The 15,875-nt window shown below is 74.0% G+C and carries 13 protein-coding genes; 5 read left to right on the forward strand and 8 right to left on the reverse strand.

Features of this window, described 5'->3' with window-relative positions; translation table 11 throughout:
- The first annotated feature begins 7 nt into the window (after positions 1-7).
- The 5 genes from AB0K28_RS31385 (at position 8) to AB0K28_RS31405 (ending at position 6,764) form a co-directional block, all read left to right on the forward strand.
- A complete protein-coding gene (locus AB0K28_RS31385; protein ID WP_364377175.1) occupies positions 8-1,675 on the forward strand; it encodes a helix-turn-helix domain-containing protein in 1,668 nt (555 codons plus the stop codon).
- Between the two features lie 91 nt (positions 1,676-1,766).
- Positions 1,767-3,338, forward strand: coding sequence for an ABC transporter substrate-binding protein (locus AB0K28_RS31390; RefSeq protein WP_364377177.1), 1,572 nt, complete (start codon positions 1,767-1,769; stop codon positions 3,336-3,338).
- Positions 3,338-4,279: an ABC transporter permease gene (locus tag AB0K28_RS31395; RefSeq protein WP_345403133.1), complete on the forward strand. Its 942-nt coding sequence runs from the start codon at positions 3,338-3,340 to the stop codon at positions 4,277-4,279. Before AB0K28_RS31390 ends, AB0K28_RS31395 begins: the two co-directional genes overlap by 1 nt.
- Positions 4,276-6,102, forward strand: coding sequence for a dipeptide/oligopeptide/nickel ABC transporter permease/ATP-binding protein (locus tag AB0K28_RS31400; protein WP_364377180.1), 1,827 nt, complete (start codon positions 4,276-4,278; stop codon positions 6,100-6,102). Before AB0K28_RS31395 ends, AB0K28_RS31400 begins: the two co-directional genes overlap by 4 nt.
- Positions 6,099-6,764: an ATP-binding cassette domain-containing protein gene (locus tag AB0K28_RS31405; protein WP_345403139.1), complete on the forward strand. Its 666-nt coding sequence runs from the start codon at positions 6,099-6,101 to the stop codon at positions 6,762-6,764. The genes AB0K28_RS31400 and AB0K28_RS31405 overlap by 4 nt, the downstream gene beginning before the upstream one ends.
- Here the strand turns inward: AB0K28_RS31405 and menC are convergent.
- From menC to AB0K28_RS31445, 8 genes are all read right to left on the reverse strand, one after another.
- Positions 6,754-7,854 carry an o-succinylbenzoate synthase gene (menC, locus tag AB0K28_RS31410; RefSeq protein ID WP_345403142.1) on the reverse strand — a complete coding sequence of 367 codons (1,101 nt, stop codon included), beginning with the start codon at positions 7,852-7,854 and terminating at the stop codon, positions 6,754-6,756. The two genes, AB0K28_RS31405 and menC, sit on opposite strands and share 11 nt — an antisense overlap.
- Positions 7,851-8,588, reverse strand: a complete 738-nt coding sequence (locus AB0K28_RS31415; protein ID WP_364377183.1) for a GNAT family N-acetyltransferase — start codon at positions 8,586-8,588, stop codon at positions 7,851-7,853. Before AB0K28_RS31415 ends, menC begins: the two co-directional genes overlap by 4 nt.
- A 606-nt stretch (positions 8,589-9,194) precedes the next feature.
- A complete protein-coding gene (locus AB0K28_RS31420; RefSeq protein WP_364377185.1) occupies positions 9,195-10,778 on the reverse strand; it encodes a Na+/H+ antiporter in 1,584 nt (527 codons plus the stop codon).
- A 250-nt stretch (positions 10,779-11,028) separates the two neighbouring features.
- Positions 11,029-11,877, reverse strand: coding sequence for a M24 family metallopeptidase (locus tag AB0K28_RS31425; RefSeq protein ID WP_364377187.1), 849 nt, complete (start codon positions 11,875-11,877; stop codon positions 11,029-11,031).
- Between the two features lie 314 nt (positions 11,878-12,191).
- Positions 12,192-13,094, reverse strand: a complete 903-nt coding sequence (locus tag AB0K28_RS31430) for an ABC transporter ATP-binding protein (protein WP_355423052.1) — start codon at positions 13,092-13,094, stop codon at positions 12,192-12,194.
- A gap of 2 nt (positions 13,095-13,096) precedes the next feature.
- Positions 13,097-13,870, reverse strand: coding sequence for an ABC transporter ATP-binding protein (locus AB0K28_RS31435; protein WP_364377189.1), 774 nt, complete (start codon positions 13,868-13,870; stop codon positions 13,097-13,099).
- Positions 13,867-14,745: an ABC transporter permease gene (locus tag AB0K28_RS31440; RefSeq protein ID WP_355423046.1), complete on the reverse strand. Its 879-nt coding sequence runs from the start codon at positions 14,743-14,745 to the stop codon at positions 13,867-13,869. Before AB0K28_RS31440 ends, AB0K28_RS31435 begins: the two co-directional genes overlap by 4 nt.
- Complete coding sequence (locus AB0K28_RS31445; protein ID WP_364377192.1) at positions 14,742-15,752, reverse strand: ABC transporter permease; 1,011 nt, start codon at positions 15,750-15,752, stop codon at positions 14,742-14,744. Before AB0K28_RS31445 ends, AB0K28_RS31440 begins: the two co-directional genes overlap by 4 nt.
- Positions 15,753-15,875: the final 123 nt, after the last annotated feature.

Below are 15,875 nucleotides of genomic sequence, written 5' to 3' on the forward strand. Positions count from 1 at the left end.
TGACCCCATGAGAATCCGCCCGCGCGCCAGCCTCGGGCGGATCCTCGACGACCTCGGCACCACGGTGCTCGACGTCGCCGCCTCACCGGGCGACCTCGACGCCGAGGTCACGGGCGTGCACATCTACGACCCCCTCGACGAGCTGATCGTGCCCGAGGGCGCGATGGTGCTCGCGGTCGGGGTGCAGGGCGCCGCCGACGTCTGCGCGCTGCTGGCCCGCGTACCCCACGCGGCCGGCGTCGTCGTCAAGCTGCCCGTCGACGTGGACGAGCGCGTGCGCGCCGCCGTGCTGGAGACCGGCGTCGCGGTGCTCGGCCTGACCAGGGCCGCCTCCTGGGCGCAGGTGGCGGCACTGGTGCGCTCGCTGCTCGCCGAGGGTGACCTGGCCGAGCCCGGCGAGGGGGCGCACGGCGACCTGTTCGCGCTGGCCAACGCCGTGTGCGCGCTGCTCGACGCGCCCGTCACGATCGAGGACAGGTCGTCGCGGGTGCTGGCGTTCTCCGGCCGGCAGGAGGAGGCCGACCAGGGCCGCGTCGAGACCGTGCTGGGCCGCCAGGTGCCCGAGCGCTACCTGCGGCTGCTCGACGAGCAGGGCGCCTTCAAGCGGCTCTACCAGAACCGCGAGCCCGTCTACATCGAGCTGCACGACGGCAGCGTGATCAACCGGGTCGCCGTGGCGGTGCGGGCCGGCGACGAGATCCTCGGCTCCATCTGGGCGGCCGTGCACGAACCGCTCACCCCGCAGCGGCAGCGCGCGCTCGCCGACGCCGCCAAGGTCGTCGCGCTGCGGCTGCTGCACGAGCGGGCCGGCGCCGACACCCAGCGGCGGCTGCGCGCCGACCTGCTGTCCACCGTGCTCGCGGGCGGCGCCGACGCCGCCGAGGCGGCCGGCCGGCTGGGCATCGCGACCGCCCGGCTGTGCGTGCTGGCCGCCGAGCTGACCGGCCCGCCTGGCGACGGCGCCCGCACCTCCGGGCACGCCTCAGATCGGGCCTCCGACCGGCTCTCCGATCACCTCGCCGACTACGCGGCCGACCACGCGCGCAGCGAGAGCGAACGGCAGCGCTTCTGCGACGCCCTCGCCCTGCACGTCGCCGCCATCCACCCCAAGGCCGCCGCCGCGCTGGCCGGCTCCGTCGCCTACGCCGTGCTGCCCCTCACCCCGGGCGGTGGCGAGGAGGAGCGGGCCGTCCGCGTCGCCGAGAGCTTCCTCGCCAGGGTCGGCCCCCGCCACGCCGCCAACGTCGGCGTCGGCCGGCTCGCGCTCAACCTCGCCCAGGTCGCCCGTTCTCGCGCCGACGCCGACCGGGCCCTGCGCGTGCTGCGCACCCGGGGCGCCAGCGGGCAGGCCGCCGGCTACACCGCCGTGCACTTCGAGTCGCTGCTGCTCCAGGTCTCCGACGTGGCCGCCGCCGAGGAGCAGGCCCCCACCGGCCCCTACCAGCGGCTGCTGGAGCACGACGCCGAGCACGGCACCGAGCTGGCCGCCACGCTGGGGGCGTACCTCGACGCGTTCGGCGACGTCAACCTGGCCGCCGCCCGCGTCCACGTGCACCCCAACACCTTCCGCTACCGGCTCAAGCGGCTCACCGAGATCGGCGGGCTCGACCTGAGCGACCCCGACGCCCGGCTCACCGTGCAACTCCAGATGCGGATCTTCGGACGCCAGCACTAGACGGCCGAGCTTTTTCGTGGCCGGCACCGAAGAACGCGCCACGGCGCAGCCGCGAAGGTGGACCTCACCCCCACGCTCGTCTGGAGTACCCATGAGAACACCATTCGCGGCGGGCCTCGCCGCGCTCGCCCTGCTCGCGGCCGGCTGCGGAGGGACGGGGGCGGAAGGCGGGCCGGCCGGGGGCGGCACGTTCACGTACGCGCTGCCCGCCGACCCGGGCGTGCTCGACCCCGCCATGGGCGTGCTCAACGTCACCAACACCACGCTCTCGCTCGCCTACGACACGCTGGTCAGCGTGGACGCCGAGGGCAAGATCGTCCCCGCGCTGGCGCAGAAGTGGGACGTCGAGCCCGACAAGGTCACCTTCACCATGCGCAAGGACGCCGTCTGCTCCGACGGCTCGCCCGTCACCCCCTCCGACGTGGCCGCCAGCGTCGACCACATCACCGACCCCGCCACCAAGTCGTCCATCTACGGCGTGCTGGTCCCCACCGGCATGAAGGCAGAGGCCGACGACGCGGCCGGCACCGTGACGCTGTCCATGCCGGAGCCGTTCAGCTTCATCCTGGAGACCGGCCGCGCGATCTTCGTGGTCTGCGGCAAGGGCGTCAAGGACCGCTCGCTGCTGGCCCGCTCCACCTCCGGCAGCGGCGCCTACCAGCTCACCGAGGCGGTGCCCGGCGACCACTACACGTTCAAGGTGCGCAGGGAGTACGCCTGGGGCAGGCCAGGCAGCTCCATCAAGGAGGCGCCGGAGACCGTCGTGCTGAAGATCGTCCCGAACGAGCAGACCGCCGCCAACCTCCTCGTCGCCGGCTCGCTCAACGGGATCACCCTTTACGGCCCCGACCGTGCCCGCGTGGAGGCCGCGCCCGGCGTCACCAAGGCGGTCACGCCGGTCGCCAACGGCCAGTTCTTCTACCACCAGGGCGACGACAGGCCCACCCGCGACCCCGCCGTGCGCAAGGCGCTCACCCAGGCCATCGACCTCAAGGAGCTGGCCGGCATCGCCTCCAGCGGCACCGGCAAGCCGCCCACCGGGCTCGTCCTGTACCCGCGTCCCTGCCAGGGCGACACCGTCACGGGCCACGTGCCCGCGCACGACCCGGCGGCCGCCGCCGCGGCGCTCGACGCGGCCGGCTGGAAGGCCGGCCCCGACGGTGTGCGCGTCAAGGACGGCAAGCGGCTCACCCTGCGCTACCTGTACGCCACCACCCGCGGCGCCGGCGTCCAGGCCGCCGCCGAGTACCTGGCCACCGCCTGGGGCAAGATCGGCGCCGAGGTGAAGCTGAACGGCGCCATCGACACCAAGCTGTCGGAGTCGCTCAACGCCACCCAGGACTGGGACGTCGTCTGGCTGCCCATCGGCGTCACCCTGCCCAGCCAGCTCGTCGGCTTCCTGTCCGGCCCCGGCGCGCCCAAGGGCGCCAACTTCGCGCACCTGGCGAACAAGCGCTACCAGTCGCTCGTCGCCGAGGCGTCGAAGGTGCCCGCGGCCGAGGGCTGCGACAAGTGGCTGCAGGCCGAGTCGGCGCTGTTCGAGGACGCCGACCTGGTTCCGGTGGTCGAGACGAACGTCCTGGAGGCGGCCAAGGGCGCCACGTACGAGATGCTCGCCGGGATGTTCACGACCACCTCCATCCGCCTCACGCAGGGGGGCTGATGAGCCGTCGTGTCGGCGTACGGCGGCTGGTGCGCTTCCTGGTGTCCCTGGCCGTGCTCGTGGTGGCGACGTTCGCGATGATCCACCTCATCCCCGGTGACCCCGTGCGCGCCGCCCTCGGCCCGGCCGCGCCGGTCGAGCTGGTGGAGGCGCGCCGGGCGGCGCTGGGCCTGGACCGGCCGCTGCCCGAGCAGCTCGTCACCTACGTGACCGGCGTCTTCTCCGGCGACTTGGGGACCTCGTTCGTCACCGGCGAGCCGGTCGGGGAGGTCATCCTGACCCGCCTGCCCAACACGCTGAGCCTGGCCCTGCTCGCCACCCTCGTGGCCCTGCTCGTGGCCGTGCCGCTCGGCATGTGGGCGGCCATCCGCACCGAGAACGGCCGCAACCGCGGCACCGAGCTGACCTTCAGCGCTGGCACGGGTGCGGCGGTGGCGGTGCCGGAGTTCCTGTACTCGATCGCGCTGGTGGCCGTCTTCGCCATCGGGCTCGGCTGGTTCCCGCCCGCGGGCAAGGCGGGGGCGATCACGTACGTGCTGCCGGTCGCCGCGCTGGCGATCGGCCCGGCCGCCATGATCGCCCGCATCTCCCGCGTCGAGACGCTGCGCGAGCTGGGCAAGGACTACGTGCGGCTGGCCCGCGCCAAGCGCCTGCCCGCCGCCCGGCTGCACCTGCGGCACGTGCTGCCCAACACGCTCACCGCCACCCTCACCGTCGGCGGCCTGCTGCTGACCTCGCTCATCGCGGGCGGGGTGCTGGTCGAGTACGTCTTCGCCTGGCCGGGACTCGGGCTCAAGATCGTCGAGTCGGTCACCCAGAAGGACTACCCGGTGGCCCAAGGCGTGGTGCTGGTCTACGGGGCGATCGTGCTGGTCGTGAACCTGGGCGTCGACCTGGTGCTCGGCACGCTCGACCCGACGTCCGCGATCAAGGAGGCATGATGACCCCGCTGCTGGGGCGGCTGCGGCGGAACGCGCCCGGCGTGGCCGGGGCCGTCATCGTGGCGGCCATGGCCCTGCTGGCCGTGCTCGGGCCCATCGTCTGGGGCGCCGAGGCCGACCGCATCGACGCCGCCGCCATCCTCCAGGGCTCCTCGCCAGGACACCCGCTCGGCACCGACAACCTCGGCCGCGACCTGCTGGCCAGGGTGCTGGTCGCGGGCCGCTACTCGCTGCTGCTGGCCCTGGCCGCCACCCTGATCGGCGCGTTCGCCGGCGTCGTGCTGGGCACGCTGCCCTCGATCCTGCCCAGGCGCGGCGCCCGCCTGGCCACCGGCACCGTCAACGCGCTGGTGGCCTTCCCGGGGCTGCTGCTGGCCATGTTCACGGCCGTCGTCAGCGGGCTCGGGGCGCGCGGCGCGGTGCTCGGCATCGGCGCGGCCATCGCCCCCGGCTTCGCCCGGCTCACCCAGACCCTGGCCGCCACGGTCGCCGGCGCCGACTACGTCTCCGCCGCCCGCATGCTCGGCGTGCCGCGCCGCCGCATCCTGACCAGGCACGTGCTGCCCAACATCGCCGAGCCGCTCATCCTGCACCTCACCCAGGCGCTCGGCGGCGCCCTGCTGGGCCTCGCCGGGCTGTCGTTCCTGGGGCTCGGCGTGCAGCCGCCGGACTTCGACTGGGGGCGGCTGCTGTTCGACGGGTTCCCGCGCATCTACGTCACCCCCGAAGTGGCGCTCGGGCCCGCCGCCGCCATCGCGCTGGCCGGCATCGGCTTCAACCTGCTGGGCGACGCCCTCGCCAAGGCCGCGGCGCGCACCACCGTGCCGCGCGGCCGGGCGGCGCCCGCCGCGCCGCCCGGTGAGCCGCCCGAGCCCGACCCGGAGGCCGTGCTGGAGGTGCGCGACCTGACCGTCTCGTTCCCCGGCGGCGCGTCCCCCGTACGGAACCTGTCGCTCACCGTCGCGCCCGGCGAGATCGTCGGCCTGGTGGGGGAGTCCGGCAGCGGCAAGAGCATGACCGCCGCCGCCATCGGCGGCCTCGTGCCCTACCCCGGCGCCGTCACGTACGCGGCGCTGCGGCTCGGCGGCAAGGACGTCGCCACCCTGTCGGGCAAGGAGCTCGGCACCGCGCTCGCCATGGTCTTCCAGGACCCGCTGGCCGCGCTCAACCCCGCGCTCAAGGTCGGCGGCCAGCTCGCCGAGGTCGCGGTCGTGCACGAGGGCGCCACCCGCGCCGACGCCCGCCGCCGCGCCGTGGACCGGCTCGGCCAGGTCCACCTGCCCGAGCCGGAGAGACGCGCCGGGCAGCACCCGCACGAGCTGTCCGGCGGCATGCGGCAGCGCGCCGTCATCGCGATGGGCCTCATGGGAGCGCCCCGCCTCGTCATCGCCGACGAGCCCACCACCGCCCTCGACGTGACCGTGCAGCGGCAGATACTCAAGCTGCTGCGCGAGGTCGTCGAGGAGACCGGCGCGGCCACGCTGTTCATCTCGCACGACATCGCCGTCGTGGGCGAGCTGTGCGACCGGGTCGTCGTCATGTACGCCGGCCGCGTCGTCGAGGAGCTGCCCGCCGACCGGCTCGCGGGCGGGGCCGCGCACCCGTACACGAAGGCGCTCATCGCGTCCCTGCCCGACCTCGACACCGACCGCGACACGCCGCTGGCCGGCATCCCCGGCACCCAGCCCGCGCCCGCGGACGTCGGGCCCGGCTGCGCGTTCGCGCCGCGCTGCGAGCTGGCCACCGCGCGCTGCGCGAGCGAGCGTCCCGAACTCGTCACCCTCGGCCCCGGCCGGCGGGCCGCCTGCTGGGAGGTCAAGTGATCGTCAAGAACCTGAGCGTGCGCTTCGGCGCCTTCACCGCCGTGGACGACGTCACGCTGGAGATCCCCGACGGCAAGGTGGTCGGGCTCGTCGGCGAGTCGGGGTCGGGCAAGTCCACCCTCGCCAGGGCCGTGTGCGGGCTCGTGCCGCACACCGGCAGCGTCGAGGGGGCGCGGCGGGTGCAGATGGTCTTCCAGGACCCGTACGCGTCGCTGAACCCCCGCATGACCGTCGGCCGCACCATCGCGGAGGGCTGCGGCCCCGGCGAGGTGGAGCGGCTGCTCGGCCTCGTCCGGCTGCCCGCCGAGCTGGCCGGCCGCTACCCGCGCGAGCTGTCCGGCGGGCAGCGGCAGCGCGTCGCCATCGCCCGCGCGCTCGGCGGCGACCCCGAGCTGCTGGTGGCCGACGAGATCACCAGCTCGCTCGACGTGTCGGTGCAGGGAGCCGTGCTCAACCTCGTGCGCGGCCTGCGCGACGAGCTGGGCCTGTCGATGCTGTTCATCTCGCACAACCTGGCCGTCGTGCGGTACGTCGCCGACGTGGTGGCCGTCCTGCACCGCGGCCGGCTGGTCGAGGTCGGGCCCGCCGAGCAGGTCGTCGGCGAGCCCGCGCACGACTACACCCGCGCCCTGCTGGCCGCGGTGCCGCGGCTCAGAGAGTGATCCACTCCGTGGCGGTGGTGACCTCCTCCAGCACGCCCGGGATCGGCTCGACCCCGAGCCCCGGGCCCGTGGGCACCTCCAGGTGGCCGTCCACCAGCTCGAACGGCTCGGTGACGTCGGTCGCGAAGTAGCGGCGCGAGCCGGAGGTGTCGCCCGGCAGCGTGAAGCCGGGAAGCGCGGCCAGCGCCACGTTCGCCGCCCGGCCGAGGCCGGTCTCCAGCATGCCGCCGCACCACACCGCGATGCCGTTGGCCCGGCACAGGTCGTGGATGCGCCGCGCCTCCAGGTAGCCGCCGACGCGGCCCGGCTTGATGTTGACGATCGAGCACGAGCCGAGCGCGATCGCCGCGGCGGCGTGCTCGGCCGACTCGATCGACTCGTCCAGGCAGATCGGCGTGCGCAGCCGCTGCGCCAGCTTCGCGTGCTGCACCAGATCGTCGTTGGCCAGCGGCTGCTCGATCAGCAGCAGGTCGAACGCGTCGAGCCGGGCCAGCCTGGGCGCGTCGGACAGCGCGTACGCGGCGTTCGCGTCCACCTGGAGCAGCAGGTCGTCGCCGAACCGCTCGCGCACCGCCCTGACCGGCTCGACGTCCCAGCCCGGCTGGATCTTCAGCTTGACCCGGACGTACCCCTCGTCGACGTAGCCCGCCACCGCGTCCAGCAGCTGCGGGATCGAGTCCATGATGCCGACCGACACCCCGCACGGCACCCGCGTCTTCGCCGCGCCCAGGAACCGGCCGAACGACTCGCCCGCCGCCCGCAGCTGCGCGTCCAGCACCGCCGTCTCCACCGCCGCCTTGGCCATCCGGTGGCCCTTGATCGGCTCGAGGGCGCCGGCCACCTGGTTCGCGTCCAGGCCGGCGGGCAGCGCGGGCAGCAGGAAGCGGCGGATCACCTCGGCGGCGCCGTCGACGTACTCGGAGGAGTAGAGCGGCTCGCTCATCGCCACGCACTCGCCCCAGCCCTCGGAGTCGGGCGTCACCACCCTGACCAGCAGCACGTCACGCGCGGTCTCGGTGCCGAACGAGGTGCGGAACGGCGACACCAGCGGCATCGCGATCCTGCGCAGCTCCACTCCGGTGATCTTCACATGCTCTCCACTACGTAGTACGACTTCGCGGCGAACCCCGTCACCTTGCGGCCCTCCGCCATCAGCCCACCCAGCACATCACGGACGGCGTGCCGCCACGCCTTGCCCGCCCCCTTGTCGGCCCTGCGCAGCGCCTGGATGTCGGGCGGCACCGCGACCAGCACCACCGGCGCGTCCACCGGGCCGAGGGCCGGCCGGCCGCCCTCGTCGGCCAGCGCCACCACCGCGCCCTCCGGCGCCGGCGCGTCACCGGGCTCCCGCCTGGCCAGCGCCTCGACGTGCGGCGCGGTCAGCGGCCACGAGGCCAGCAGCCGGTCGGACTCGTCGCCCTGGTTGATCGCGTCCTCCATGACGCCGTAGAAGTACGGCAGGTACTCCACCGGGCGCGCGCCCAGCTTCGCCAGGTTGAAGTGCGCGTTGCGGCGTACCAGCGGGTCGTAGGTCCAGGTGATGCGGGCCAGGCCGCGTTCGAGCGCCCAGCGGCGCTGGTGCTGCTTCAGCTCGAACCCGATGCCCCGGCCCGCGACCGAGCCGGTGACGTGGGAGTGCAGGGCGTTGCCGGCGGCCAGGAACCCCACGGAGCCGCCGACCAGGCGCCCGCCGTCGAAGGCGCCGGCGACGTAGCCGCCCGCGTGCGACAGCGCGCGCATCAGCTCCATCGTGATGGGCGGGTCGCTGGAGCCGAAATCCCAGATGTCGTCGAACAGCGTGTAGACGCCCTCCAACTCCGGCATCTCGTGAAGCTCCCTGACCTCGATCAACGTCTCACCCTTTCCCCTCACTGAGGTTCCATGGCGACGTTATGCCATGGAGGGGCGCCCGGGATTCGTCCGGTACCACCAAGAGGACGGGGGTCTTTCGTAGCGGAACCTCAGCGCGGCCCCAGCGCGGTCCCAGCGCGGTCCCAGCGCGGCTCAGGGGGCCGCCTCCGCGTGCAAGGCGATGCCGATCCTGCTCGGCGCCTCCTGGCTCAGACGTACGGACTCCAGCGGCACCGTCACCTCCGGCGTACGGTAGCGGCCGCCGGAGAACCGGCCGGCGCGATGAGCACCACGTCGGCCCCCTGCAGCAGCAGCTCGGCGATCTCCTCGGCCCCCGCGCGACCGGCCGCCCCACCAGCAGCCCGGGGAACTCCGGCACCGGCCCGTCGAGCGCGTAAATGATCTTGACCTCGGTGGCACAGAGCGGCGGGCCGCCGTCATGCCACCCGCAGACCACGACGTCAGCCGGCGCACCGGCCGGGAGGACGGGCCACACAGCGGGCTTCCACGTGCCGATGCGCAGCATGCTCCATGACTAAACTTCGCCGCGAACCATCACACGCCGTCATGCCGTGGTGGTCAGCGCAGGCTGCGGGCGTCGAGCCGGCGCAGGATGCGGGAGATGATCGCCGGGTCCGCCGCGGGGTCGCGGCGGGCGTCCAGCACGACCTGGCGGGCCGCCGACATCATCTCGCCCTGCACCCGGCGCATCAGCCTGATCCGGCGGACCCGCTGCTCGTACGCCTCGCGCCGCTCCTCGTCGGCGGCCTCAGGGCTGAGCCGCACCCCCATGTCCAGCAGGCGGCGGTTCAGCACCTCCATCACTTCCTCCGGCAGGTCCTCGGCCTCGTCGATCTCGCGCAGCCGCCGCTTGGCCGCCTTCGCCGCCGCCACCGCCAGCCGCTTCTCCAGCTCCCGCTCCGCCGCCGTGTCCGCCTTCACACCCAGCTTGCCCACCAGCCACGGCAGCGACAGGCCCTGCACGATCAGCGTCGTCAGGATGACCGCGAACGCGATGAACACGATGACGGGACGCTGCGGGAACGCGCCGTCCTCCGTCTCCAGCGGGATGGCCAGCGCCAGCGCCACCGACGCCACCCCGCGCATGCCGGCCCACCACATCACCACCGTCTCCCGCCAGCTCAGCGGGATCTCGGTGTCCTCATGGCCAGGGCCGCGCGCCTTCTTCGCCAGCCAGGCCGCCGGCAGCAGCCACACCAGCCGTACGAAGACCACCACGCCCACCACGGCGGCGCTCCACCACAGCAACTCGCCCAGCCGCCCGTGCACCGTGCCGAGCACCGCGTGCAGCTCCAGCCCGATCAGCCCGAACGCCACCCCGGTCACCAGCGTGTCCACGACCTGCCAGAACGTCGCCGAGGCGAACCTGCCCAGCACGTCGTCGGCGTCCGACATGCGCTCGCTCAGGTAGAACGACGTCGTCAGCACGGCCAGCACGCCAGAGCCGTGCAGCTGGTCGGCCAGCGCGTACGACACGAACGGCACCAGCAGCGACACCCCCACCTGCAGCGTCGCGTCGCCCAGCCACGCCATCAGCCGCCCGCCCAGCCAGCCCAGCGCCAGCCCCACGATGACGGCCACCACCGCCGACAGCACGAACTCGGTCAGCGCCCCCGGCCACGAGAACGTGCCCGTCACCACCGCCGCGATCGCCACGTGGTACAGCACGATCGCCGTCACGTCGTTGAACAGGCCCTCGCCCTCCAGCAGCGACACCATGCGCCTGGGCAGCCCCAGCCGGCCCGCCACCGCCGTCGCCGCCACCGGGTCCGGCGGGGCCACCAGCGCGCCCAGCGCGACCGCCGCGGCCAGCGGCAGCCCCGGCACCAGCGCGTGCGCCACCCCCGCCACGGCCGCCGTCGTCACGAACACCAGCGCCACCGCGAGCAGGAAGATCGGCTGCCAGTTGGCCGCGAACTGGCGCCACGAGGTGCGCTGGACGGCCGCGTACAGGAGCGGGGGCAGCAGGAGGGGCAGCACGATGCCGGGCGGTACGTCCACGTTCGGGACGAAAGGCAGGACGGCCATCACGATGCCCAGCAACGTCATGAGGACGGGCGGCGGCAGGCCCAGGCGGTCACCCAGCGGCACCATGAGCAGCGCCCCCAGGAGCACCAGCATGAGCAGCACGAACTGGTCCACGAACGCCCCCAACTGATCGCCGCACCAGCCTAGTCCAGCCCTTTCCCCCAACCCCGAGAACCCCACCCCCTCTGACGCTCCCGCCCTACGGAGGCTCTCCCGTCGGACGGGCTCGTGTCCTTCGGGGGTGGGGTGGAGACCCCCACCTTTCGGGTGCTTGCGTCTTTGGAGGCTTTCCCGCCTCACGGGCTCGTGTCCTTTGGGGTGGGGTGGGCCACGCCTACCCTTTCGGGCTCGTGGGGTGGTGGCGTCAGTGGTCGAGGGTGTGGAGGGTGTGGGGGAGGGAGCCCAGGGGGAGGGCGCCTGACTCCGTGCAGGCGATGACGTCGGCCAGGCGGGCGCCGAACAGGTCCGGTACGTGGATCGCCGGCTCCAGGCAGAACGTCATGCCCGCGGACAGGACGGTGTCCTCGCCGGGGCGGGGGCCCTCGTCGGGGCCGAGGCCGATGCCGTGGGCGACCTGCGGGGAGGCGTAGCGGCCGTAGCCGCTGCCGTCGATCACCTCCGTGACCGCCCTGGCCACCTCCGACATCGGGACGCCGGGACGTACGGCGGCCAGCCCCGCCCGGTACGCCGCCGGCACCACCGAGTACATCGCGTCGAAGTCCTCCGGCGGCTCAGCCACCACGAACACTCGGGCCGCCTCCGCGCAGTAACCGCCCCACCGCCCGCACACTGACACGGTCACCGCGTCCCCGGGGTTGATGACCCGGTCGCCTGGCACGTGCGAGGGCCTGGCCGTGTGCTCTCCCGCCGCGACCCGCAGCGCCGCCACGTCCTCGCACCCCGACTCGACCAGCAGCAGCCCCAGCCGCCTTGCCATCTCCCGCTCGGTCGCCCCGAACCAGGACAGCTCCCGCGCCCCCGCCAGCACGCCCTCCGCCGCCGCGACGGCCCGCCTGATGGCGGCCACCTCGCCCGGCTCCTTGCACAGCCGCAGCGGCGCCAGCACCGTCGAGGCCGGTACGAACTCCGCCTCGATCGCCAGCCCGAACAGCTCCCGCACCCGCATCTCGGCGTCCACCCCGACCCGCCGCGCCCCTGAGGGCACCACCGAGGCGGGATCGTCCGTCTCGGCCACCACCTCGGCCGTCACCACGAGGAAAGCCCCCTCACCGCCCCCCAGGAACCGGTAATCGGGCGAGGGTCGCAAAATCAGCGCATCCACCCCATCCGCCACCATCCGCTCCCGCACCGCGACCACCCGCGAGGCCACCGAAACCGCCAGAGGCCCCACCAGAGGCCCCACCAGAGGCCCCACCAGAGGCCCGGTCGCGGGGCCGTCCCCGGGTCCAGCGAGCCCGGGCGCGCCCATCGCCGCCGCACCCTCCGGCGCACCCTCCGGCGCACCCTCCGGCCCGGGACGCTCATCCGGCGTGAGGTCCGCACCGAGGGGATCAGCGGGTGGCGGGGTCACTTGGGCTCGTGGAGCCAGCAGGCGACCGGGCCGAAGGCCGGCTCCTTCTCGCGGCACACGTCCATCACCGAGGGGCAGCGCGGGTTGAAGCGGCAGCCCGACGGCGGGAAGGCGGGGTCAGGGACGTCGCCGGGCAGCTCGGCGGGCAGGACGCCGAGGCCGTCCGGTTTGGGGATGGCACCCAGCAGCGCCTCCGTGTACGGATGCCGCGGCCGCGCCCACACCTCGGCCGTGTCGCCCACCTCGACGATCTTGCCGAGGTACATGACCGCGATCCGGTCCGCGATCAGCCGTACCACCGACAGGTCGTGGCTGATGAACAGCAGCCCGGCCCCCGACGACACGGCGAGGTCCCGCATGAGCCGAGCCACCTGCGCCTGCGCGGAGGCGTCCAGCGCGGAGATCGGCTCGTCCCCGATGAGCAGCCGGGGCCGCGCGGCCAAAGCCCTGGCGATGGCGATGCGCTGCCGCTGCCCGCCGGAGAACTCGTGCGGATGCCGGCCGGCGAAGTCGCGCGGCAGCCCGACGCGTTCGAGCAGGTCGGCGGGCGTCGTGGAGGTGTCCCCCGAGGTGCGCAGCCCGTCGGCGATCTGGTCGCCCACCCGGCGCCGGGGGTTCAGGGACGCGTACGGATCCTGGAACACCATCTGGATGCCGGTCAGCTTCCTGCGCCGCAGCCCGAGCGGCGTCACCGGCTCGCCCTCGAACGCGATGGACCCGGCCGTCACCGGGTTCAGCCCGCAGACCGCCCGGGCCAGCGTCGACTTGCCGCAGCCGGACTCCCCGACGAGCCCGACCACCTCGCCGGGCCGCACCTCCAGGCTGGCCCCCGCGACGGCCCGCACCACGGGACGCCCGGGCGAGCGGTGCTCCACCACCAGGTCGTCGATGGTCAGCATGCTCAGCGCACCTCCGTGTCGGGCAGCGAGTCCAGCAGCGAGCGCGTGTAGGCGTGCCCGGGCTCGCGCAGCACGCGCCCGCGCGGGCCCGACTCCACCACCAGGCCGTCCTTCATCACGCTCACCTCGTCGGCCACCGCCGACATGACGCCCAGGTCGTGCGTCACCAGCAGCACGGCGAGCCCCAGCTCGTCGCAGAGCCCGCGCAGCAGCCGCAGCACGCCGGCCTGCACGGTGACGTCCAGCGCCGTGGTCGGCTCGTCGGCGATCAGCACCTTGGGGGAGCAGGCCAGCGCGATGGCGATCGCGATGCGCTGCCGCATCCCGCCGGAGAACTGGTGCGGGAAGCGCCCGTACGCCTCGGCGGGGCCGGGGATGCGGACCTTGCCGAGCAGCTCGACCGCCCGCTCCTTCGCCTCGGCCTTGCCCAGCCGCAGGTGGTGCCGCATGTGCTCGGTGAGCTGCGTGCCGATGGTCAGCATCGGGTGCAGGCTGGTCGCCGGGTCCTGGAAGACCATGGCGACCTCGACGCCGCGCACCCGGTTCAGCTCCTTGGGCGGCAGCCGCAGCAGGTCGCGCTCGCCGAGCGTGATGGACCCCGACGCCTTGGCGCCGTGCGGCAGCAGGCCGAGCACGGCGAGCCCGGTCATCGTCTTGCCCGAGCCGCTCTCGCCGGCCAGCCCGTGCACCTTGCCGGCCGCCAGCCGCAGGTCCACGCCGCGCAGCACGTCCTTGCCGCCGATCGTCACCTTCAGGTCCGCGATGTCCAGCGTCACAGGGCACGCTCCTTGATCGCGCGGGCCGTACGGGGGTCGAGGGCGTCGCGCAGCGTGTCACCGAGGAAGTTGAACGCCAGCACCACGGTCAGGATCGCCAGGCCGGGGAACGTCGCCACCCACCAGCTGTCGAACACCTCCACGCCCGACGCCACCATCGCCCCCCACTCGGGCGACGGCGGCTTGGCGCCGAGGCCGAGGAACGACAGGCCCGAGAGCAGCAGCAGCGCCGTGCCGATGTCGAGGGTGGCGAGCACCAGGACGGGGCCGGTCACGTTCGGCAGCACGTCCACCCGCAGCGAACGCCACACCGAGAAGCCCAGCAGCCGCCCGCTCAGCACGAACTCCCGCTCCCGCACGCCCAGCACCAGCCCGCGCGTCACCCGCGCGTACGCCGGCCAGGCCACGACCAGCACGGCCAGCACCGCGTTCGTCAGGCTCGCGCCCAGCGCCGCGGCCACCACCATGGCCAGGATCACCGTCGGGAACGCGAACACCAGGTCCGCCACCCGCATGATCGTCTCGTCCACCCAGCGGCCGAAGTAGCCGGCGCACGCGCCCAGCAGCCCGCCGATCAGCACGGACAGCACCACCAGCAGCAGCGTCAGCGGGATCGACACGCGCGCCCCGTACATGACCCGGCTCAGGATGTCGCGGCCGAGCTGGTCGGTGCCGAACCAGTGGCCGGGCCCGGGGGCGGCCAGCCGCGGCAGCTCCTGCGCCAGCGGGTCGTGCGGCGCCAGCGCGGGCGCCGCCAGCGCGATCACCAGCCAGGCCACCGCCAGCACCGCGCCGACCACGGCCAGCGGCTGCCGCCACGCCTCGGGCAGCCGCCGCAGCAGCCCCCTGCGGGCCAGGGGGTCCCGCCGTCTCATTGCAGCCTCACTCGGGGATCGATGACGCCGTACAGGACGTCCACGATCAGGTTGATGACCAGGTACACCACGCCGACGACCAGGCCGACGCCCATCACGGCGGGCAGGTCGAGGGTGGTGGCGCTCTTGTAGGCGTACTGGCCGATGCCCGGCCAGGCGAAGATGGCCTCCACCAGCACCGTGCCGGACAGCAGGCTGCCGAACGCCAGGCCCGCGACCGTGATGACGGGCACGAGGGCGGAGCGCAGCACGTAGCGGAACAGGATCGTCCGTCCGGGCAGGCCCTTCGCCCTGGCCGCGCGCACGTAGTCCTGGCCCAGCACCTCCAGCACCGCCGAGCGGGTGAAGCGGGTCAGCAGCCCGATCGTGTAGAGCGCCAGCACCAGCGCCGGCGTGACCAGGTGGCCGACGGCGGAGGTGAAGATGTCCCAGCGGCCGGCCAGCAGCGCGTCCACCGTCTGCAGGCCCGTCACCGGCGGCGCGGAGCCGAGCGCGGCGTCCACGCGGCCGCTGCCCGGCGTGATCTGCAGCCGGTAGAAGAAGACGTAGAACGCCACCAGCGCCAGCCAGAACGTCGGCACCGAGATGCCGATCAGGCTCAGCACCCGCAGCGCGTGGTCCGACAGCCGGTCCCTGCGCAGCGCCGCCACCACCCCGAACGCCACGCCCAGCACCAGCGAGACCAGGATCGCCGCGCCGGCCAGCTCCAGCGTCGCCGGCACGAACTCCGCCAGGTCCTGCGCCACCGGGCGGTGGCTCTGCTGGCTCGTGCCCAGGTCGCCCTGGACCAGGCCCTGCAGGTGGATCAGGTACTGCTGCCACAGCGGCTTGTCCAGCCCGTGCTCGGCCCGCCACTGCGCCACGATGGCGGGGTCGCCGAGCGCGCGCTGGCCGAGGTTCGCGGCCACGGGGTCGCCGGGGACGAGGTTCGTCAGCACGAACGTCACCAGCGTGATGCCCCACGCCATGAGCACGGCCAGCAGCACGCGCCGCACGAGGAACCGCACCAGCGGATGCCCGCCCCGCCGCCCCGCCTTCTTCTGGGCCGGGCCGGCGGCGGCGGGGGGGGGCCCCCCCCGGGGGGGGGGGGGGCCCCCCCGGGGGGGGCCCCACAAAAACCCCCCGCGGGG

This window comes from Nonomuraea sp. NPDC049504, assembly GCF_040676845.1.
Classification (GTDB): domain Bacteria; phylum Actinomycetota; class Actinomycetes; order Streptosporangiales; family Streptosporangiaceae; genus Nonomuraea; species Nonomuraea salmonea.

Excerpts from the sequence above, each read along its gene's own strand:
- AB0K28_RS31440 (WP_355423046.1), bottom strand. The coding sequence starts at position 14,745 with ATGAGACGGCGGGACCCCCTGGCCCGCAGGGGGCTGCTGCGGCGGCTG.
- AB0K28_RS31395 (WP_345403133.1), top strand. The coding sequence starts at position 3,338 with ATGAGCCGTCGTGTCGGCGTACGGCGGCTGGTGCGCTTCCTGGTGTCC.
- AB0K28_RS31400 (WP_364377180.1), top strand. The coding sequence starts at position 4,276 with ATGATGACCCCGCTGCTGGGGCGGCTGCGGCGGAACGCGCCCGGCGTG.
- AB0K28_RS31390 (WP_364377177.1), top strand. The coding sequence starts at position 1,767 with ATGAGAACACCATTCGCGGCGGGCCTCGCCGCGCTCGCCCTGCTCGCG.
- AB0K28_RS31430 (WP_355423052.1), bottom strand. The coding sequence starts at position 13,094 with ATGCTGACCATCGACGACCTGGTGGTGGAGCACCGCTCGCCCGGGCGT.
- AB0K28_RS31385 (WP_364377175.1), top strand. The coding sequence starts at position 8 with ATGAGAATCCGCCCGCGCGCCAGCCTCGGGCGGATCCTCGACGACCTC.
- AB0K28_RS31415 (WP_364377183.1), bottom strand. The coding sequence starts at position 8,588 with ATGCCGGAGTTGGAGGGCGTCTACACGCTGTTCGACGACATCTGGGAT.